Below are 19,883 nucleotides of genomic sequence, written 5' to 3' on the forward strand. Positions count from 1 at the left end.
CGTGATTGTTTAAGTTAACTGCCCGGTTTTATGACCCTGATTAACTCACTTCCGGAACCGCCAAAGATGCCCCCTCGGACACGGCCTGCCCTGTAGCTGGATCGAAGAAATAAAGTTCTTCTAAGTTGGGTTTAGTTCGATAGCTCCCGCCCCGATCAGGGAATATCCCTCGCGGCAGCAACACGGCAGTTCGATCCGGGGCGGCAGCTACCTTTTCTGGGGGTTGCCCGTAAAGGAATGCCTGACTACCTAAACGTTCGATTATCTGGGTAGTTAAGGTAAGCGCTGGCTCCTCGCTGCTGGCGGGTAGCCAAGATTCCGGGCGCACCCCTAATATCACTTGCTCTTTTACCTGGGAGCGCACCGTTCTAGGAATCGGTACTGGCAAGTCCCCCAACAGGGCTTGACCTTCAGAATTAATAGGTAGAGTGAACAAGGTGATTGCCGGGGAACCGATGAAGGAAGCAACGAAAGTGTTTACCGGTTTGCGGTAAAGGTCAGTGGGGGTAGCTACCTGTTGGAGGACCCCTGACTCCATCACCGCTACTCGATGCCCCATAGTCATGGCTTCCACTTGATCATGGGTGACATAAACGGTGGTTACTCCCAGTTCTCTTTGTAAAGATGCAATTTCTCCCCGCATCGAAACCCGCAGTTTTGCATCCAGGTTTGATAGTGGTTCATCCATGCAGAAGACAGTGGGTTTGCGGACAATGGCGCGTCCCATAGCGACCCTTTGTCTTTGCCCTCCGCTCATGGCACCAGGTTTGCGATCCAGCAAATCTTCCAGCTGCAAAAGCCGGGCTGCCCACTGCACCCGTTCCTTAATTTTATTCTTGGGTATCCCCTTATTTTCCAGGGCGAAACCCATATTTTGAGCGACTGTCATATTGGGGTAGAGGGCATAGCTTTGGAATACCATCGCCACGTCCCGCGAGCGCGGGCGTGCCCCGGTCATGTCTTTGCCGCCGATCAGGATGCGCCCGGAGGTGGCCGGTTCTAGGCCGGCCACCATCCGCAGCGATGTGGATTTGCCACAGCCAGACGGTCCCACTAAGACTACGCATTCACCGTCCTCAATATGGAGGTTCAGGGAGTCAACCGCCGGTTTGGCTGCCCCTGAAAACAGGCGGGATGCATTTTCGAAAGTCACGCTAGCCACGGCATTTCCTTTCCTTGTGGCGCCGGGCGCCCTAATAGTTACTTCTTCTTATCCAGTTTTGGTTTGATCTGGCTGTCAATGATCTTCTGCAGATCCTTTTGCAAAGCATCGAAAGTGGACTGTACGTCCTCGCCTTGCGCAATCTTGTCTAAAGCGGCACCAATCTTTTGACCGCCTCCCGAGACATAAGCGCGGGCAGCATCTTGAGCTTTGGTCTTGGGTAGCTGATCGAGAGCGGTCTGGAAGTTCGGGTGTTCTTTGATATAGGACTTAGTTTCTTCCGAGTCAACCGCAGAGGTTCTTACGGGCATATATCCGGTAGCCTGCGAGAACTTTACAGTATTCTCGGTATTGGTGAGGAAAGCAATGAACTTGGCGGCCGCCTCTTGATTCTTAGAGTTAGCGGGGATTGCTAGGCCACACCCACCGGTAGATACTCCCGGTACGCCCTCGGGAGTAGGTAGAAAAGCGGTACCTACGTTAACTTTTCCGTCTTCTTCAACGCCTTGCAGTGAGCCGGTAGATTCCAGCATCGCGGCTGCTTGTCCGGTAGTGAACGGAACAGTCGCGTCTTTGGTGGCTTTGAAGTAATCGTTCTTGAACTGGTCTTGCAGGAACTTGCCGGCAGCCACGCCTTTTTCATCGGCAACGTTGACGGTCAGATCTTGGGAATAGGAACCGCCCATCGACCAGATCATGCCCTGGAAGTACCAATCCAAATAGTTGGATCCGTCAGGAATGGACAGGGGCAGCACTCCGGAGGCTTTTAGCTTAGGCGCGAAATCCTTATTCCATTCCTCCCAGGTCTTCGGACCGCGGTCGGGAACTCCGGCTTTCTTGAAGAGGTCTTTGTTGTAGTAGAAAAGCGGAGTTGAACGCGCATAGGGAACCGCGTAGTGCTTGTCATCAATGGTGTATTCATCGTAAAGCGACTTTACGTAGTCATCGGGGTTTGCATCCACCTTTTTCATCAAGTCATCTAGGGGAGCAAAATTATCGTTCAGTGCGAAGTTGTACCAGGTAACGTCGGAAGCAACCACCACGTCCGGGGTTTGTCCACCGGTGAGGGCGGCGTTGAACTTTTGCGCCACTTCCTCGTAATCTTTTCCGGCGTCGGTGAGCTTAATCTTGATATTGGGGTTTTCTTTCTCGAAAGCGGCAATAATCTCTTTCTCGGTATCTTTGGAGTTAGCCGGGTGGTTCGACCAAACGTCCAGGGTCACCTTACCATTCGGGTCATTTTGCTCGACAGATCCCGAGGAGGAAGTGCCGGCGCATCCCGACAGCACCAGGGATGCAACTGCGGCTCCGGTCAGGAGCAGTTTCCGTGTGTGATTCATTTTTACCTTTCTGCTTGTTGGGGTCAGCCTTTAACTGCCCCGGTAGTAAGTCCCTTGATCATGTTCTTCTGCAATACGAAAAATACGATCAAGAGGGGAATCACGGCTAGCACTGTGCCAGCCATGACCGGGCCCCAATTGGTGAGACCCTCGTTGTTTTGAAGGAAAGTTAATCCGATTTGGATAGGAGCGGTACGTTCGTCCTCTGACATCAAAAATGGCCACAGGTATTCGTTCCAATCATTAACGATGGTGATCAGGGCGAATGCGGACAGGGTCGGCCACGACATGGGTAATACGACTCGCCACAGCAGCTTTAAGGGGCCGGCGCCATCCATCCGAGCCGCTTCGATCACTTCGGTAGGCAGCGACAGGAAATGGTTACGCATGAGGAAGGTACCGAAAGCGGTACCGGCCAGAGGCAAGATAATCCCGGCAAAGGTATTGCGCATGTTCATTCCCGCGATTAGCGAATAGTTTGAAATAACCGTGATCTGGTTTGGCACCAGTAAGGAGGCGATAATCAAGATGAAAACCAGGTTGCGGCCGGGGAAGCGCAGGAGCGCTAAGGCATAAGCCGAGAGCACCCCCAGGAGGATTTTCACCGCGGAAAGCACGACGGTAATAATCAACGAGTTCCGCAGGTAGGTGAGCAAGGGAATCTCACTGCTTACTGCCCGGTAGTTCTCAGTGGTAAAGGGGTTGGTGATATAGGTTGCCGGATGCGTGTAAATATCGCCTTGAGTTTTAAATGAGGTCAGCACGATCCAATAAATCGGGATCATGATTCCCAGAAAGGCGATTAGCATCGCGATATAACCGATTATTTTGAATGCGACTGAGGTGTGCACGGTTTCTTCGGGGGTGTGCGCTTTCGCTTTCTGTTTGCGGAATGCCAGTTTGTTACTCATTGGTTATCCCTGTCCATAACTCGCACCTGCAGCAGAGTGATCACCAGCAGTATTAAGAACATGATGGTGGCCACGGTGGCTCCATATCCTGCGCGGGAGTTGACGAATGTTTCTTGGTAGATTTGGTAAACCATCGTGGTGGTGCCGGTACCCTGCGGACCGCCGTGGGTCATCACATTGATGATGTCGAATACTTGCATTGAGTTGAGAAGTACGGTGATCGACAAGAAGAATGTAGTAGGACGTAGCTGTGGCAACAGGACTTTAGTGAAACGTCGCCAGGGGGAGGCTCCATCTATCTCTGCCGCCTCGTCTAGATCTATTCGTCTAGCTTGGAGGGCAGCTAGATAGATTACGAAGGTGTAGCCTAGATTTTTCCAAATGTAAGTTACGGTCACCATGAATAGCGCCCATTTGGGGTTTTGGTAGAAGTCGGGGATAGCAGTGAATCCCAGGCGAGTCATGATGTCTTGGATGAGGCCGACGCTGGGGTCGAAAACGAATTGAAAAGCCACTCCAATGGCGGCTCCGGAAATAATATAGGGCGCGAAAACCACGGAGCGGACTAGGTTACGTCCGAAGAGCTTTTGATCCAAGATCATCGCCATAACCAAACCCAGGACTAGCGATCCGACCACGGTGGCGAAGGTAAAAATCACCGTATTTAGTACGATGCACACGGTGGAATCAGCCTGAAACCATTCAATATAATTTGCCAGTCCAATAAAGGTGGCCTGGGGAGAGGAAATGTTCCAGTCCATAAAAGACAGGCGGATATTGTCTACCAGTGGCCGGTAGGTAAAAACCATCAGCAATATCAGGTTGGGGATAAGTAACGCTGCTGCTAGCCAGCCTTCGTTCCGGTCTGGACGGTCAGAGCGTTTCGCCGGACCCGCGGGATTTTTTCCTGCTTTGGGGGGTACCGGGGGAGAGGACGCTGGGGAAACAGAGCCGGCCCGCTTAACGTTTTCAGTTGACACGTCTCATTGATAAGCCACCAGTATTAACTGTCAGGAACGAAAAGTTTAGGAGTAGGCGTCCAAGTAATAAACGTTTTATGACTGAAGAGTTAATGACCGATGACTCCTGCGCTTTTATCTTGCCGAGCTTGCTGCTTTAAGATATGAAGTTTTCCGAACCGAGCTGCTGGCTGCGTTAGACTGGGGGCATGCTTTTATCTGACCGTGACATTGCCAAACTGTGTGACAGTGGGGAAATTGAGATTGATCCCTACGACCCGCAGATGATTCAGCCCGCCTCTATTGATGTGCGCCTAGATCGCTACTTCCGCCTCTTTGACAACCATAAATACTCGGTGATCGATCCCGCTTTACCGCAAGATGACCTAACTCACCTGGTAGACGTGGGAGAGAGCGCGCCTTTCGTACTGCATCCCGGAGAGTTCGTGTTGGGATCGACCCTGGAGCGGGTACAGCTAGCGGACAATCTGGCGGCTCGCCTGGAAGGAAAATCTTCCCTGGGGCGCTTGGGCTTGCTGACTCACTCCACCGCCGGTTTTATTGACCCCGGTTTTAACGGTCACGTCACCTTGGAGCTATCAAATACCGCCACTATGCCGATCCTGCTCTACCCGGGTATGAAAATTGGTCAGCTCTGTTTCTTCCAGCTATCCTCACCGGCGGAAAAACCCTACGGATCCCAGGAGCGGGGTTCTCGCTACCAAGGTCAACGTGGCCCGACCGCCTCCCGTTCCTACCTGCGCTTTAGTTGTAGTGAAGTGCCGGAGATGGAAGACGTGCAGTGAGCGAAAGTCCGCTTACTGATACCTCAACCTTCGCGCGGATAGAAACCGGAAAAATTCGCGCAGTAAGGATAACTGAGCAGGGATTACAAGCCCAAAAACAAGCAGCCGCTATTAATCCGGGAGCATCCTATATGCGCTCGCAGGGAATGCTGCCAGCAAGCGACTTTACCGAGATCGGTTGCCCGCAACTGGTGGTTTTCCCTGCGGAAGTTACCCCGGACGAAGTGGAAGCACTAGCGGTTTCCCTTTGGGAGGACGCGGGATGGCTCGCTCCCGGCAGGTTACGTCTTAACGGACAGGCAGAACTTGCCGGTCCTTTCCAGGTTGACCAGTCAGTCCGCGAAATCTTAAAGCTACCTACATATAGTGAAATTGCCTTTCGCCTGGATTGTCCCCAGATGCGCGCCGGACAGCTAACGGAAGAACTGCGCGGAGTTGACCTGCTTACTGACGCTTTTGCCGCCAGTGAACCCATCGGATTGGAATTTGAAGTACTGAGCGGCTTGCTGGCGATCTGCCGGCGCCTTGGGGGGAGCCTGCGAGTGGGGGCAGGCAGTAGCGCCAAAGACGCAGCGGCGCAGATACTTTCTCCCGACCCAGACTCGGCAGTCAATTTAGCGGTGTACTCGCCCTATTGGATAGAAAAAACTAGTCTGCAAGAACTCCTAGAGCCGGTATTGGGAGAGCTAAGTTCCGACCCGGGAGTCCCCGAACGTCCCAGCCGCTCCCAGCGGCGCCTGGAGCGGGAAGCCGAATCTTTAGTTACCGCCCAATTGGGCAAAGAGAAGCTGGCCTGGATAGCGGCAGAGGCGGCTGCCTTTGATCAAGAGGTAGGTAGCCAACTGACTAATAGTGACGCTTACGCCCTTTACGGCTCCCTAGGGTTAGGTGCAGATTTCTTCTTGGGAGCGGAAGCCGGCACGCAGGTGCCGTGTGCGTTACGTTTTCATCCCGCTCATGGGAAACCGTTTGCTATCTACCAGTTGCAATGGCTCGGGCATCCGGAGGGAAACCGGCGTCTTAGCCGGGTAGAACGGGTGGCGCGAATGAAGGTGACTAATGCCTTTGAGGACGCGGCTCGCCTCTTGGGAGAGGTAGCTGCCGGAACCGTAGTGGACGAAGACTCATTCCTAGTTACTTGGAACTAGCTTGCCTATGTTCGGGTAACTAGCAGTAGCGGTAAAACCGAGCCGGTGTAATGTTCCCCTCGGCTTCCTCTCGGAAGAAAATACTGCCTATTTGGTAACTAAACTGGATAAGTTTTTCTGCCGATGACTACAATTTAACTGTTAACGCGGTTTGCAAGGAGTTGCATGATACAAAAAAACCAAGACTCCCAGCCCCGGCAATCTTCTGAGGTTCTGCAAGTTTTATCCGGACTGCTGATGGTGTTGTTTGTGGCAGTAATGTCGGTGACCATCATCGGTACCGCTTTGCCCACCATGATGTCAGCCCTTAGTGGGAGCGAATCGCAATACACCTGGATAGTAACGGCCATGATGCTGGCCTCTACAGTAGCCACCCCGGTTTCGGGAAAACTGGCAGATATGTATGACTCAAAGAAACTCTTGATGGGGGCAATCGGGCTGTTTACTTTGGGATCTCTGCTTTCGGGGGCGGTTACTGAGGCTTGGCAACTGATTTTCACCCGCATTGTGCAGGGCTTAGGGATGGGCTCAATCATGTCGCTGACCCAAGTGGTTATGGCGCTGATTATTCCTCCTCGTGAACGCGGTCGCTATAACGGGTATATCGGAGCAGTCATGGCGGTCGCCAATGTCTCCGGTCCCCTAGTGGGAGGGTTTATCGTGGCCGCCCCGTGGCTAGGGTGGCGGTGGTGTCTGTGGGTTTCGATCCCCTTTTCTCTGGCAGCTATGGCGGTGCTTTGGCGTTTTTTGAAGGTTCCAGCCGCGCAGATTAGTAAACCGCGTATCGATTTCCTGGGAACTGGTCTGATAACTGCGGCGGTATCAGCCGCCCTGATTTGGTTGTCTCTAGCGGGTAAAACCTTCGCTTTTGCCTCCTGGCAAACCGCGGTGATGCTGGCTTTAGCGGCACTTTTCCTGGTGGCTTTCGTGTTGTGGGAGCTGCATTTTCCCGAGCCCATCATACCCATGTGGATGTTTACTCAGCGCACCGCGCTGCTGGCAATTTTAGGTTCCATATCGGTAGGAACCGCGCTTAATGCTCCGCCTTTGTTTTTCACCCAGTTCTTCCAAATTGCCAAGGGGATGAATCCGGCGCTCGCGGGGATGGCGTTGCTTCCCGGGATGGTCGGTACTTTTATTGCCTCAACTTTGATCGGGTTGCTGGTTTCCCGAATAGGGCGCTGGAAACGTTTCGTAGTCGGCGGTTTCGTGGTGATGTGTCTCGGGATTTTCCTCATTACCCTGATTGATAAAAATAGTCCCTACTGGTTCTGCGCGCTGGGAATGTTCCTATTGGGAGCCGGACAAGGTGCCAGTATGCAAAACCTGGTGCTAGCGGTACAAAACGGGGTGAAACTGCGCGATATGGGCGCTGCTACCTCGACAGTTACTTTTTGCCGCTCGATGGGCGGCGCGATCGGGATACAAATCTGCGGTTTCGTATTCACCTGGGAGATTGCTCGGCAAGTTAGTGCCGGGATGGCAAAGCTAGGGAAGAAAGGTGCCGCTATGGCGGATCTATCTACTCTGGAACTGGATAAACTTACCGCTGCCCAACAACAGGTGGTTCGGGATGCCTATGCCAGCGCCCTCGGAGATATTTTTGTGCCGCTGCTGGTACTTTCCCTTATCGGCTTGGTTTGCGTCTGCCTGATGAAAGGCAGCGAGCTGATTTCGGAATATGCCGAGCATGAAGCGCAAAATCATCAGGCAACGGAACGGGAACGCGAGCTGGTGCGCCGCGCCCTCGAAAAGGATCAAGTGAGCCGGGAACTTGCCCAGCTTAAGCAGCAAAAACATCCAAATAAACCCCAGGATCAATCCGCTAGTAAGGGAGAGGATCGAGATAATCCCCCAGAAGATGAGGATGATTTGGGAACAGATAATGACCACCTAGGGTAGGTTAGTAATAACTATCAAAGCGGAAAGGCAAACCATGGATATTGGCTGGAAAGTAGCAAGCGCGGCCAGCTTGGCGGGCGCCGGGCTGGTAGCAAACCTGGTAATTAACGCCGGCTGGAAGCTGGTGACCGGGCACAAACCTCCCCAGGATGGGGAAGAGGCAGCCCAGTCTTCGCTGCTAGAGGTAGTGCTTTTTGCCGCTATTTCAGGAGTGGCAGTTACCCTAATCCAGCGAGCCGCGATGCGTCGCACTAACAGCTGGTACGGAGGACGTCATAAAGATGTCCTCGACCTGGGGAACTAACTTTTCTAGGACGCGTTTTACCCGGTTGGACGGCACCTTTTAGCGGCAATAGATTCACCGGTGATAGGCTCTAGGTGACCGTAACGACAGGGGAGCCGCATAGGCTGAGAGTGTCCAGTTGGACAGACCCTCGCACCTGAACCAGGTAATGCTGGCGCAGGAAGTCGAGTCTCTTACTTGCGCCCGCAAGTCCCCTCCTGACAAATGGAGGGAGAAATGCGCAAACTCGCGCGATTTACCGCAACCCTAGCAATCGGAGCCTTGGCGCTGGGACTAAGCGGTTGTGGAAACGATAAAAATGCCACCCCCACCAAAGGGGATAGCAACCAGGTAACTATGGTTACCAATGGCAGTTGGACGCTAGGCAAAGAATCTTTAGCCAAAGCTAAAGCTGCTACTGGACAAGAAATTAAGCTGGTCAACGGGGAAGAATCAGGCACCCTCGATTCCAAATTAATCTTGCGTAAAGATTCTCCGCTGGGCGATCTGGCGGTGGGATTGACCGCCAATAACGTGGTGAAGGTAGCCAAGGCGGGGGTAATCGCGCCCTCGAAAGTAAAAGTTCCTTCTTCGGCGGAAAAATATTTGATCAAAGAGGCTGAGGGGGCGTTGCCTTTAGATCGCTCCGATGTGTGTGCCAACTACGATATTGCCTACTTTAAAGACCGTAATCTGAAAGTGCCGGAAAACTTTGATGACCTGCTGAAACCAGAATACAAAGGCTTGACGGTAATCGAGAATCCCGCCAAATCTGATACCGGCTTGGGGATGCTGCTGGCTACCGTGCAACAAAAGGGCAAAGACGGATACGTCAAGTACTGGAAAGACTTGATGGCTAACGGAAGCAAAGCCGTAAACACCTGGGATGAAGCCTATAACCAAGAGTTCACCCAAGGAGAAGGTAAAGGAAAATTCCCGATCGTAATGTCTTACTCCTCCTCCCCCTATTGGTCGGTTTCTGAGGACGGAAGTTCGGCTCCCACTGCCAATATCGCAGGTACCTGCTATCCGGCAGTCGAATATGGGGCAGTACTCAAAGGTGCCAAGAACGCCGCTGGCGCGGAAAAAGTTTTGAACTGGCTTTACAGTGAAGAAGGTCAGAGCGCCATTATGAACGAAAACATCACCTACCCCATTGACGAGCAGGTAAAACTAGATCCCAAACTAGAGAAGTTTGCTCCCCGCCCAGAAAACGATAAGCAACTTGATCCGGTACAGATTGAGCAAAACCGCGGTGAGTGGATTCGCCAGGTACAGGCGGTACTAGGATAGCGGCTTTATGAGGCTACCAGGCCGAAGTCACCTGCTGCCAGGACGAGTACTGCTTGTCCTGGCAGTGGGAATTCCTGCCGTTTTCCTGGGATTTTGTTTTTTCTATCCCGTCCTGGCACTTGCCTGGTTAGGGGTGGGGCAAGCCGGGGAAGCCGGCTATTTTTCTACTTTTTGGCGAGTCTTATCTGATTCCTTCACTTGGCGGGCGATCCGAGACACTCTCATCCTGGCGCTGGGAGGAACTTTCTTTTCTACCCTGGTGGGGCTGCCCCTCGCCTGGGTGTTGTACTGCTTGAATTTTCGCTTTAGAACCACCCTACGTGCGGCAATAACCATCCCCTTTGTGCTTCCTACTATTGGGGTGGCGGCTGCATTCAAGGCGCTCCTGGCCGAGGACGGCTGGCTATCTGGGTTAGGGCTGGACGGCACCTTTGGAGCCGTTATTTTAGCGATGGTTTTCTATAACGTTTCCCTGATAGTACGCACCGTCGGCCCGGTTTGGGCGCGGATTGATCACCGCGCCTATCAGGCAGCACGTACCTTAGGTGCCGCGCCTACCCGCGCGTTTTTCACCGTTACTTTACCGCAACTGTTAGGGGCAATCGCCTCGGCAGCTTCCCTAGTTTTTCTATACTGCTCTTCCTCCTATTCGCTGGTGATGATTCTGGGGGGAATCGGGGTCGTAACTTTAGAGAGTCAGATATACCAAACCACCTCGGTTGATTTAGATCTATCGGCGGCAGCAGTCCTAGCACTACTGCAGGTAGTAATAGTTGCGGCGGCGCTAGCCGGCTCGCAACATTTTCAAAATAAGGCACGTGGCGGAGTAAAACTTAAAGCCATCGAGAGTTCCCGACCGGCTCGCGGAAAGCAACGTTTCGCGGTCTGGGGCGCAGCCGCAGTGATTATAATCCTGATAGCCCTGCCGATGGCGCAGGTAGTGGCACGATCATTTCGGCGCCGCGGACAGTGGACCGTGCAAAACTATCTTGACCTGACCCGCCCGGATGCCTCTATCTTGATAGAACAACCGGTAATCAACTCCCTGGGGGTTTCGCTGCGAGCAGCACTTATCGGAGCAGTGGTCTCCACCTTGCTGGGTGCCCTAGTAGCAGCCGTAACCTCCCGGCAATATCGTAATCCGCGATTGCGGCGCGCCGCCGAAATTTTTGACTCTATAAATATGTTGCCCCTAGGGGTTTCCAGCGTGGTGATTGGTCTGGGATTCTTAATCACCCTCGCTGCTCCTCCCTGGAACCTGGCTGATAGTCCCTTCCTATTGCCCCTAGCCCAAGCACTCGGGGCATCTCCGCTGGTAATCAGATTAATGCGCCCCATGCTGCAAACTATTAACCCGAAGCAAAGAGAAGCTGCCGCCACCTTGGGGGCACGTCCTTCCCGGATATTCTTAACCATAGATGGTCCCTATATTTGGGGAGCGCTAGTAGTGGCTTTCGGTTTTGCTTTCGCAGTTTGTTTTGGGGAGTTTGGGGCGGCCTCTTTCCTAGTGATGCCAGAATCTTTAACTTTGCCGGTGATGATCTATAAACTCTCGGGAAGTGCGGGGCCAGCCGAAAATGGGATGGCGATGGCCGCGGCGGTTATCCTCTGTTTAACCTGTTCTCTGGTGATGAGCGCAGTAGAAGCTCTGCGAAAAAGAAAAGTTGGTGAATACTGATGGACGGCTTAACTATTTCCCAAGCGCGGGTGCAATACGGGCAGGTGGAGGCAGTCAAAGATCTCAGTATCGAGGTTCCGCTTGGTACGGTAACTGCGCTGCTGGGACCTTCGGGATGCGGAAAGTCCTCGCTACTGCGGGCGATTGCGGGACTGGAACCTTTAGCGGCAGGCAGTGTTTCTTGGCGGGGACGCAATATGGAGCAGGTGCCGGTACATCAGCGTCACTTCGGAATGATGTTCCAAGACGGACAGCTGTTCCCCAGCCGAAATGTAAGTGGCAATATCGCCTATGGAATCGCGCATCTTCCTAAGGCACAAAGGCAAGAAAAAGTTAAAGAACTACTGGATAGTGTGGGTTTAAGTGGCTATCAAGATCGCAGTATTGACACTCTCTCGGGCGGGCAAGCTCAGCGAGTGGCGCTAGCGCGCTGTCTGGCCCCCCAACCCCAGCTACTGTTGCTAGATGAACCCTTATCTGCCTTAGATCGGGCGCTGCGCGAGGAGCTGGTGATTACCCTGCGGCAGATTATCCGAGATCTAGAATTAACGGTCGTCTATGTAACTCATGATCAAGATGAAGCATTTTCCTTGGCAGACCAGATTGTGATTATGGATCAAGGTAAAATCTTGGCGGCAAATAGTGCCGAGGAAATCTGGACTCATCCCGGCTCCCAAGCTGCAGCCTCTTTCCTGGGGTATCGGCCCTTCCTCAGCGCTGCGGCTGCGGCAGAGTTTGGCATAGAAATTCCGGGGGATACGCAGCTGGCAGTAGCTCCGGGAGGATTAAAAATGTGCCTGGCGGAGCAGGGGATTGCGGCTAACGCCCGAGATTTACGGGTACGGCGGGGAAAATATTTGGCTGAAGTTGCTTGGCGACAAGGCAGCGAAGAATATTCCGGACAGGCAGAGGCGGGATTAGGTTTGCACCTGTCTAAGAAGCAAACCTCACAAGAAGTGGGTTTACAGATTCAGCGTTCGGAAACCTGCGTTGTGCCAGTTTCTTCCTGAGTATTTTTTGTCTGGATTCCTTCCACCTTGCCGGTACAAAGGGCAGAGATTTTCGGGTCAGCAATAGCACTGGTCACGGTAATGGCACTCGTTGCTTGGGGATCCTCTAAACATTTCTTCAGGTAGTCTGCCGCTGGTTTCCCACGCGCAATCTGTCCGGTATCAATGATACGGATAACTTTTTCTGCTCCTTTTAGCTCGCAGGAAACCCTATTGAATTGCACCTGATAGGAGCTGCCAGAACCATTGGTATCGCTTACTCGGATGCAAGAATCAACCGGGACAGTAAAACCGGGCTCCGCTTTATTCATCGGATTGGCGGATCCGCGACCTATTGTCTGGTTTTCCCCGACTTGTCGTCCCCAACCTTGGAAGGCTTCCGGGGCGAATATATGTAGTGTCTTATCGTCTTTTACAGACTCCAAGTAGCTGTGTGCCAAAGTGTTGATACTCCACAGTTCAATCCCATCAGCGGTGGAAATTGCTTTCAGTACGCCCTCTTCCGTGGTGTAAAGTAAAACGTCCTGGTGGAGGCGGATATCCTTGACATTTTCGTTAAAGGACCAGATTTCTTTTCCATTCTTGCGGGAATAGCAGCCGAGATGATGGTTACTGGCAACATACAGGGAATTGGTGGTGGGGAGTATCTGAGTCCCTTCTCCCAATTTCATTTCGGTTTCGTCAAATAGGGTGCGTAAGGAGCGTAAGGTTTCCCAATCCATGCGGAAAAGCTTGCCTCCTTTTTGCACCAGGTCTAATAGTTGTCCAGCGTTATCAGTAGGAACCGTAGTTCCTTCCGGTAAAGGAGTTACGTGGGTGCGCTGCGGTTGAATATATAGGGAGCGGGCGCACCCATCTGCGGGGCTGAGTACCCAAGCAGTGTCGTCAGCGTTTCGGATCAATCTTCCGGGACTGGCAGCCTGAATCTGGTTAGTTTCGGGATTCACCAAATAATTGATGCCTTTATGTCCGATAACCCACAGGGTGTCGGAAAAAGGTTCAAAAGTTTCAGGTGCTTGCTCTGTAGGTTTTCCGTCTAGATTACAGTTACCAGCATCTGGTTGTAGCTGCGGGTCAGAGGCTTTTTGGGAAACTAAGCCTTCCGCTAATTGTTCCCCTTGGTCCGACAAGCGCAGCAGGGAGAGGTCTTCTCCAACTAGGATGATTTGCGATCCGTGGGTACCAATATTGATATAGGAATCGGTGGATTCCCATATCCAACGGGCAGTCCCCATTTTTAAATCCACCACTGCTATCCCCGAACCATTCCCCGAATGGTACAGGCAGGGAAGGTAACGATGGTCCCCATCGGCACCCCCAAGTGTTTGCTGAGCGCAAGCGGCTAAGGGGGCTCCTAAGTTAACCGACCAAGACGAGGTGCCGTCGGCTGCTAGTTGCAGGACAACGCCACTACCGTCGCCAGCGACTCCCGCGGCAACTCGGTAATCCCCATAGGTTACCGGTCGGAGTGAAGATTGTGCGCCCCACAGAGGAATAAATGAGCTAATTCCATAGTCTTGGGCTCGAAAATCCTCGTGCAGCACCGGTTCAACCTTGTAGTAACCAGTTGCTTGCGCCTGTCGAGAGTTATAACGCCACCAAAGGAAGGCTCCGCCGCCGATAATCGCTAATAATGCGAGAGTGAGAACTACTATAATCAGCCGGAAAAGCCGCCGCTTTATGCGCCTGGAGCCAGCCACTGCAATCTCCCTCCCACTAATTGAAATCGACAAATCGACCTAGTTAAGTCTAACCCGCACTAGTTATTTCTAGGTCATGGCGTGGCGGGTATGCCAGTTAGACTAAGGCGGAGGGGGAGTAACCAGAATAATCAGTACTCTTCGCTGAGGTAGTGTGAGCTGGAAATAGCAACGCTACCTTTAGGTGGTCGAGAAAGAGAGCGTTGCAGCTGTCAAACAGGTTCGCAAGTTCCCTATTTGTGGTTAGAATAAAGCTATAGGTTTGGGCCTAAAAGAATAGGTAAAACTGAGGCAAAATATGCATGTAGATCCAGATAGACAAGCAGATCAGCGCGTGGCGGTAATTATTCCCGCAAAAGATGAGGCTGAGCGTATTGGGATGACCGTTAGAGCAGTAAAAGCGCTACCTTTCGTCGATCTGGAATTGATCGTAGTGGTCGATGATGGTTCTTCAGATGATACTCGCGAAGTAGCCAGACAGGCCGGGGCAGTAACTGTCCGTCACACGGTAAACCGGGGGAAAGCTTCCTCTATGGAAACGGGCGCCAAGGTAGTGGCTATGCGGGCAATCAAAGGAGAAAAACCACCGCTGCTACTATTCTTAGACGCTGACCTCGCTGATAGTGCTGCTGAGGCGGCTCCGCTAATCGAGCCGGTTATTAAGGGAGAAACTGACTGTACTATTGCGGTTTTACCCAAGCCGGCTGGGGCGGGTGGCCACGGATTTGTACTCGGTTTATCCAGATGGGCAATTAGGCGCACTACCGGATGGAATCCGCAGGCTCCGCTATCGGGGCAGCGCTGTCTCACCACCGCCGCTTTCCAAGCTGTCTTACCCTTGGCTGCTGGTTGGGGAGTCGAAACTGATATGACAATTAGTCTGCTTAGCGCAGGTTTTTCGGTGAAAGAGGTACCGGTAAACTTTACCCACCGGGTTAGTCGGAGAGATTTTAGATCCCAGATGCATCGCCTACATCAGTTTATTGACGTGGCGAAAGCTCTGGGTAGGCTACGTGCCCGCCGGGTTCACGTCAAACCCCACAAGTTCTTAGATGCCGCGTTGAAACAAAAACCGGGCAAAGTCTATCGAGCTGTGCCCCGGGAAGCTCCGGGCAAAGAGGCAAAGACTGCCGAGCAGTAAGCCAGAGCGGTCAGTAATAGTCCCGTGGCAGGTAGTTGCGTGCCGGAATCATTTAATAAATAAGCGAATAACTGGTTAATCCCGATAGCTAACAGGGTGATCCGCAGGGTACTTTCTTTTTCTGCCAGCGGGGTTTCGCCCAGGCGAGGACGTATACGCAACAAGAGCGAGGTAGCGAAGGCTCCCAGATTTGCCAGATAGGCGCGGACGCGCAGCCAATAATTCTGCTTGCCTTCTCTGTGGGGATAAGGATTAATGAGGAGGGGGGACGCCAGATTGTCCGGTAGGAAAAGGTTCGTTGGGATCACGGTTTTCGACAGCGCGGGAATCACCAGTAAACAGAAAACTAGCAGGCAACAAAGCAGTGACCAGACGTAAGTTGTTGATCCCCAGCTTGCTAGATTCGCGAAGATTTTACGGGTAAGGATCACCTGAAGGTCGCCGTTTAAAACGGACTGTACAAAGTTTCCCAAATGCGTCCTTTGGGAGGCCGGTCGCATCCAGTCGGCAATCGCCAGGCTAACGGACGCCCCGCCTGCAACCAGCAGCACCAGCGCTATCCGTTTTAGTCCTATCCGTTTCCCATTAAGTAGCAGTACCAGTATTAAGAAACCGGGCAAGAAGGATATTGGCCCCCCGAAATCAGCGCCGAAACGCGGGAGTCCGTCGATAACCATAAAGGCCATCCCTAGCAACGCGATCAACAGGTTCGATAGCCATATCTGCGATCGGGTAAGCGCTTTCTTCCCGAAGACTGCGCGTTTAGCAAGGGGAGTGAGACACCCACAGAGCAACAGCGTCCAGATGGCACATACCGAGTAGTAGACATTACCGAACCCAAAGAAACGGGCTCCTAGTAGTGAAAATGACCCGAAGGGGGAATCCATTGAAATATGGGAACCGGTGGCAACATCCAGGCAAATGAAAAAGGCGCTAAAAGCGGCCACCACCAGTGCCGGTCCGATGGGGCGGCGCCGCCAGGGGCCGGTACAGGCAACCAGAGCAAGTAGCGAGGCAATCAAGATGCTGCTAGTTATGAAAAAGGCGGTGGGTGATTCTGATTCCCACCAGGGAAGCATGGCGGCCCCTAAGCAGGCGGCGGGCAGGGCAGCGACCCCCAGGCAAAGGAACTGTCCGAGCAGGCCAAGTTGGGTTCTTAAATGCGGCCGCCGCGCGCTCGGTTTTAGTTGCAGCAATACAACTAGCGACAGCGCCAACACTAACAGGGCGCCGGCAGCAAAGGTTACAAAACTGCTCGGGGTTAGTCCCAGACGTGCATAGCTAGCATCAGCGCGTTGAGAAGTACCCGCTAGGCGTTCGAGGCGATCAGTAGCACTTTGAGCGTCATTAGCGCTAATCATGAGGGGAGAACCCGAAGTGCTCAACTTTTCGTCGCGAGCTCCCAGCCAGTCCAGTACCGTAGCCGGTAAATCCGCGGTCTGCGCAATCCCTACTTGATGGGTAGAGGGAGAATAAGCTATCCCCGCGGTGATACCTTTCCCGTAGATCATGGCCGCCTGTAAGCGTTGGAGGGCAGAATCGGGGCTGGCGGAAACCACCAGGGCGCGAGTACCTTCTGGAAGCGCTGCCAAGGTGTTCTCCAGGGCGTGTATTTGCTTTTCTTGTTGCGCAAGCGTGATTCGGGCAGGCTGCATCCCGCGCAGATCAGGATAGGTCGATACTGTCGGAAACAGTCGGGCATTTTGCTTACGAGTCTGCGCTAAGTACTCGTGATCAACTTTTTCGTCGGGACTAAGCACTGTCGAAAGCTCTAGGAGGTGTAAATCCTCGGGTGAGAACGGCTGGTCAGAATCCCCAAATAATCCGGGCGTGGTCGGCGGAGTGGGATTTTCCTGCGGGGTCATCTCTTCACGGCGAAGTCTATTGCGATCTGATTCCTGCGGGCTAGGGTTTGCCGAATCGCTTACCAGGGTGCCTGCCTGTAAAGAGTTCCCCGACAGAGAGCCGCCGTTTTGCAGGAGCCAAACCGGATCCCAAATCTGGGTTTTTTTCAGTTGAGATTTCCCCGAGGACGGGTCGAGGAAATTAAAAAGATCTTCCCGTTGGGCGAGTATCTCTTGGGTCTGGCGCTCCGGGTTAAGGTTCTGAGGAGCAGCTTGCGCATCAATCAAGGTGAGGGTATGTGTAGATACCATCTTGTGTACTGCCTGCGCATATCCAGTGGCCAAGGGGGTAGTGTCGTCAACTTGCCCGCGGATAACCCCGTCCTCATCTGCTAGCGCTAAGGCGGCGCTATTGCCAATAGCTCCCGCAGAAATTTGGTTTTGACGCAGTTGGTCAGCAAATCCCCCCAGTCGAGCCGCCAGGGAGCTCGCTTCAGCAGCGCGCTGATAGTACTCCCACATTTTCACCCGCTCATCTTCGTCTAAAGCTTCGGGCTGTAAACACAGGTTCCGTCCGGCGAGAGAATATCGAGACGGGGCTTTGCCGGCCGAAAATGCCAACCAGGCATCCTGGGGACAAGCCATGGCTTTAAGCGGGTAGGGAGCCAGAGAAAACAGCGTCCCGCTCTTTACTCCCGGAGAGTTTTCTACCAGCTGCGGCTGCGCGGCCACTAGATCCTCCCAGGACAGACCGGAAGTAAAAATTACCGCAACTTTAGTGTCTGCGGACTTGGGTAAGGAAGCGATCTTAGTGGCAGGAGCGTCGGGATTAACCCCCCAAATGCCGATTATCCCCGCTCCCGCCAGGGCAACTGCTCCCAGTACTGCAGCTACCGACACGGCTCGGAAACCAGAGCGAGGACGCGAAACGGAATTTGGGTCCGGAACGATAAGTCCATAGGCCCGTAAAGCTACGGTAAGAGGCGCGAGGAAAAGCAGACCGCAGAGCAAGGCAGATAAACCTGCCCACAGGTAGATGCAGGTAAATAGGGTTGCCGCTGCTACCACAGTTATTACTCGGCATTTAAGGAGGTGTTTATGCCAGAAGGCACGCAGAGACGAAAAGGACGCCAGGATACAAATCGCCGCTAATGCCACGCAGGAAAGCGCTAAGGACGTGGCTTCGGCAGATAGCTGCCAAAAGAAAGGACCTGCCAGAACGTTATAGCCGAGCGGGGATCCCAGTTGCGCATAATCAGCGTCTTGACGGGCAAATAGTAAAATCCCCAAGGTGAGGGCGCTGGCAGCTATGCCCGCCGCACGCGCCGATAAAGCGGGAGGGAAAGCAAAACTTTGGCGCAGCGCAAAAACCAGCAGCGCCAGCAAAGCGCTTAACGTTAATGCAATTAGGATTATCGCCCCACTTATCCAGGCAGCAGACGCCGACCAATCAGCACCTGCTAGCAGATAGGGACAAAAAGAGGCGGGGAAAAGCAAAGCGGTGAAAACTCCGGCGGCACTTAGAGCGAGCCCGCTGCGGCGACGCTTTTGTGGCGCCCGCATCCGCCACCACAGATATCCCCCTAAAGTAAAGAAGAAACAGCAGAAAATAGCCAAATAAAACCAGGTTTTTGCGTAGCTGCTGCTACTGGAGCGATCTGCCTGGTTTTGTAAATAATCTAAACGCAGCTGCAGGTTTTGTTGCGCGGAATTAGTGGCGGCATTATTTAGATTTATTAAAGGTTGTATCTGGTCTGGGAGACTACTAGTTGTTAGTGCTGCCCCGTGGTTTTTATCGGGCACAGGTAGGGCAAAACGGAAAAGGATCTGGGCATTAATATCCGCTAAAGTGGCTAGACCTGTAACATTAGTACTCGCGGAAGTGGCTAGGCCGGTAGCTTCGGAGGGGGAATAACTCAGCACCTGGGGGGCAGAATTCCCCGAACCCGCCACTAGGGACAGGGAAATCAAATCGGATTGGGGAGTCAATCCGGCCAGCGCCCCCTCTAGCATTGCTAGCTGCTGTTCCGGATTGGCCAAGGAGGTCAAATCTACTACCGTGAGCCCGCCCGCGTCCATACCGGCTTTCACCTGTGTCGTGAGCCGGCGCGCGGAAGCGGGGAGCGCTTTATAGTCTTTAACTTCCCCCTTTGGGGAAGCGAGGAGTAATCCGGCCTGGGGGCCAATCGCGCGCGCCTTAATCCCGAAAGCCTCCAAAATTCCCGCTAATTGTCCCGGGCTCGCCTCTTTAGGTCCCCGCCAGTACTCTGCGGGCATTCCTGCTATTTTCCCGCCCGCCACCTCCGCTTGGGGGCAGGGATTCCAGGCCGAGGAAGCAGTGCCGTTTTGTATGGTCAACACGGATTCGCTAAGACATCCGGGGGCTGCCAGGTTACCGACACTGCCCGCCGCGGCATATTTCATTAGCTGCGGGTATTTTTTGAAATTTTTCGAGATATCTTGCCAGGATAGATTGCTAGTTAGTGCCACCAGGAGCGGGTTTCTTACCCGCGGCGTCGAGTAGGTGTCGAGGTCCGGATAGTAAACCTTTTGCGCCGGGGTGAGGGTCTTAGGGGCGGGCTCCGGCTCCCAGGTAGTAGCCTCGGCAAGACCTAAAGGCAGAGTAAGTACCGTAAAGAACAGGCTGAATAGAAGGGTGAAGCCCGCGAGGAGGAAGTGCTTAACCGTTCTTGCCATAGCCACATT

General features: G+C 53.2%; 14 protein-coding genes and 1 riboswitch. Of the genes, 8 read left to right on the forward strand and 6 right to left on the reverse strand.

The genetic code is table 11. The features are described from left to right. Positions 1-40 precede the first annotated feature (40 nt). Genes F605_RS0105370 through F605_RS10045 form a run of 4 tightly spaced genes read right to left on the reverse strand, consistent with a single transcriptional unit; the run spans position 41 to position 4,393 of the window. Positions 41-1,162, reverse strand: coding sequence for an ABC transporter ATP-binding protein (locus F605_RS0105370; protein WP_022864870.1), 1,122 nt, complete (start codon positions 1,160-1,162; stop codon positions 41-43). Positions 1,163-1,200: 38 nt separating this feature from the next. After that, positions 1,201-2,502 (reverse strand): ABC transporter substrate-binding protein, encoded by a 1,302-nt coding sequence (locus F605_RS0105375; RefSeq protein WP_022864871.1) that lies wholly within the window; start codon positions 2,500-2,502, stop codon positions 1,201-1,203. Between the two features lie 23 nt (positions 2,503-2,525). After that, on the reverse strand, positions 2,526-3,413 hold the full coding sequence (locus F605_RS0105380) for a carbohydrate ABC transporter permease (RefSeq protein ID WP_022864872.1): 888 nt from the start codon (positions 3,411-3,413) through the stop codon (positions 2,526-2,528). Further along, on the reverse strand, positions 3,410-4,393 hold the full coding sequence (locus F605_RS10045; RefSeq protein ID WP_022864873.1) for a carbohydrate ABC transporter permease: 984 nt from the start codon (positions 4,391-4,393) through the stop codon (positions 3,410-3,412). Before F605_RS10045 ends, F605_RS0105380 begins: the two co-directional genes overlap by 4 nt. Before the next feature lie 188 nt (positions 4,394-4,581). On the opposite strand from F605_RS10045, the gene dcd reads away from it, so the two are divergent. The 7 genes from dcd (at position 4,582) to F605_RS10065 (ending at position 12,492) form a co-directional block, all read left to right on the forward strand. Continuing rightward, complete coding sequence (gene dcd / locus F605_RS0105390; RefSeq protein ID WP_022864874.1) at positions 4,582-5,178, forward strand: dCTP deaminase; 597 nt, start codon at positions 4,582-4,584, stop codon at positions 5,176-5,178. Then, a complete protein-coding gene (locus tag F605_RS0105395) occupies positions 5,175-6,326 on the forward strand; it encodes a hypothetical protein (RefSeq protein ID WP_022864875.1) in 1,152 nt (383 codons plus the stop codon). Before dcd ends, F605_RS0105395 begins: the two co-directional genes overlap by 4 nt. 165 nt (positions 6,327-6,491) lie before the next feature. Further along, positions 6,492-8,228, forward strand: coding sequence for an MDR family MFS transporter (locus tag F605_RS10050; protein ID WP_022864876.1), 1,737 nt, complete (start codon positions 6,492-6,494; stop codon positions 8,226-8,228). A gap of 34 nt (positions 8,229-8,262) precedes the next feature. Further along, entirely contained in the window at positions 8,263-8,532 is a 270-nt protein-coding gene (locus F605_RS0105410; RefSeq protein WP_022864877.1) for a DUF4235 domain-containing protein, read from the forward strand. A 78-nt stretch (positions 8,533-8,610) separates the two neighbouring features. After that, positions 8,611-8,712, forward strand: a riboswitch (TPP riboswitch). Between the two features lie 36 nt (positions 8,713-8,748). After that, entirely contained in the window at positions 8,749-9,804 is a 1,056-nt protein-coding gene (locus F605_RS10055; protein WP_022864878.1) for a thiamine ABC transporter substrate-binding protein, read from the forward strand. A 7-nt stretch (positions 9,805-9,811) separates the two neighbouring features. Further along, the gene (locus F605_RS10060) at positions 9,812-11,482 is read left to right on the forward strand and encodes an ABC transporter permease (protein ID WP_022864879.1); all 1,671 of its coding nucleotides are present in this window, start codon (positions 9,812-9,814) and stop codon (positions 11,480-11,482) included. Beyond that, positions 11,482-12,492, forward strand: coding sequence for an ABC transporter ATP-binding protein (locus tag F605_RS10065; RefSeq protein WP_022864880.1), 1,011 nt, complete (start codon positions 11,482-11,484; stop codon positions 12,490-12,492). The genes F605_RS10060 and F605_RS10065 overlap by 1 nt, the downstream gene beginning before the upstream one ends. Here F605_RS10065 and F605_RS0105430 read toward each other — a convergent pair. After that, entirely contained in the window at positions 12,453-14,192 is a 1,740-nt protein-coding gene (locus tag F605_RS0105430) for an outer membrane protein assembly factor BamB family protein (protein WP_022864881.1), read from the reverse strand. The two genes, F605_RS10065 and F605_RS0105430, sit on opposite strands and share 40 nt — an antisense overlap. Before the next feature lie 298 nt (positions 14,193-14,490). Here F605_RS0105430 and F605_RS10070 point away from each other — a divergent pair, with 298 nt between their 5' ends. Further along, positions 14,491-15,333 (forward strand): glycosyltransferase family 2 protein, encoded by an 843-nt coding sequence (locus F605_RS10070; protein WP_022864882.1) that lies wholly within the window; start codon positions 14,491-14,493, stop codon positions 15,331-15,333. Here the strand turns inward: F605_RS10070 and F605_RS0105440 are convergent. Further along, positions 15,276-19,874 (reverse strand): hypothetical protein, encoded by a 4,599-nt coding sequence (locus F605_RS0105440; protein WP_156005286.1) that lies wholly within the window; start codon positions 19,872-19,874, stop codon positions 15,276-15,278. The genes F605_RS10070 and F605_RS0105440 overlap by 58 nt on opposite strands. Positions 19,875-19,883: the final 9 nt, after the last annotated feature.

The organism is Varibaculum cambriense DSM 15806 (assembly GCF_000420065.1).
GTDB lineage: Bacteria > Actinomycetota > Actinomycetes > Actinomycetales > Actinomycetaceae > Varibaculum > Varibaculum cambriense.

Coding starts and splice junctions, on each gene's coding strand:
- F605_RS10055 (WP_022864878.1), top strand. CDS start 8,749: ATGCGCAAACTCGCGCGATTTACCGCAACCCTAGCAATCGGAGCCTTG.
- F605_RS10060 (WP_022864879.1), top strand. CDS start 9,812: ATGAGGCTACCAGGCCGAAGTCACCTGCTGCCAGGACGAGTACTGCTT.
- F605_RS0105375 (WP_022864871.1), bottom strand. CDS start 2,502: ATGAATCACACACGGAAACTGCTCCTGACCGGAGCCGCAGTTGCATCC.
- F605_RS0105440 (WP_156005286.1), bottom strand. CDS start 19,874: ATGGCAAGAACGGTTAAGCACTTCCTCCTCGCGGGCTTCACCCTTCTA.
- dcd (WP_022864874.1), top strand. CDS start 4,582: ATGCTTTTATCTGACCGTGACATTGCCAAACTGTGTGACAGTGGGGAA.
- F605_RS10050 (WP_022864876.1), top strand. CDS start 6,492: ATGATACAAAAAAACCAAGACTCCCAGCCCCGGCAATCTTCTGAGGTT.
- F605_RS0105380 (WP_022864872.1), bottom strand. CDS start 3,413: ATGAGTAACAAACTGGCATTCCGCAAACAGAAAGCGAAAGCGCACACC.
- F605_RS0105410 (WP_022864877.1), top strand. CDS start 8,263: ATGGATATTGGCTGGAAAGTAGCAAGCGCGGCCAGCTTGGCGGGCGCC.
- F605_RS10070 (WP_022864882.1), top strand. CDS start 14,491: ATGCATGTAGATCCAGATAGACAAGCAGATCAGCGCGTGGCGGTAATT.
- F605_RS10065 (WP_022864880.1), top strand. CDS start 11,482: ATGGACGGCTTAACTATTTCCCAAGCGCGGGTGCAATACGGGCAGGTG.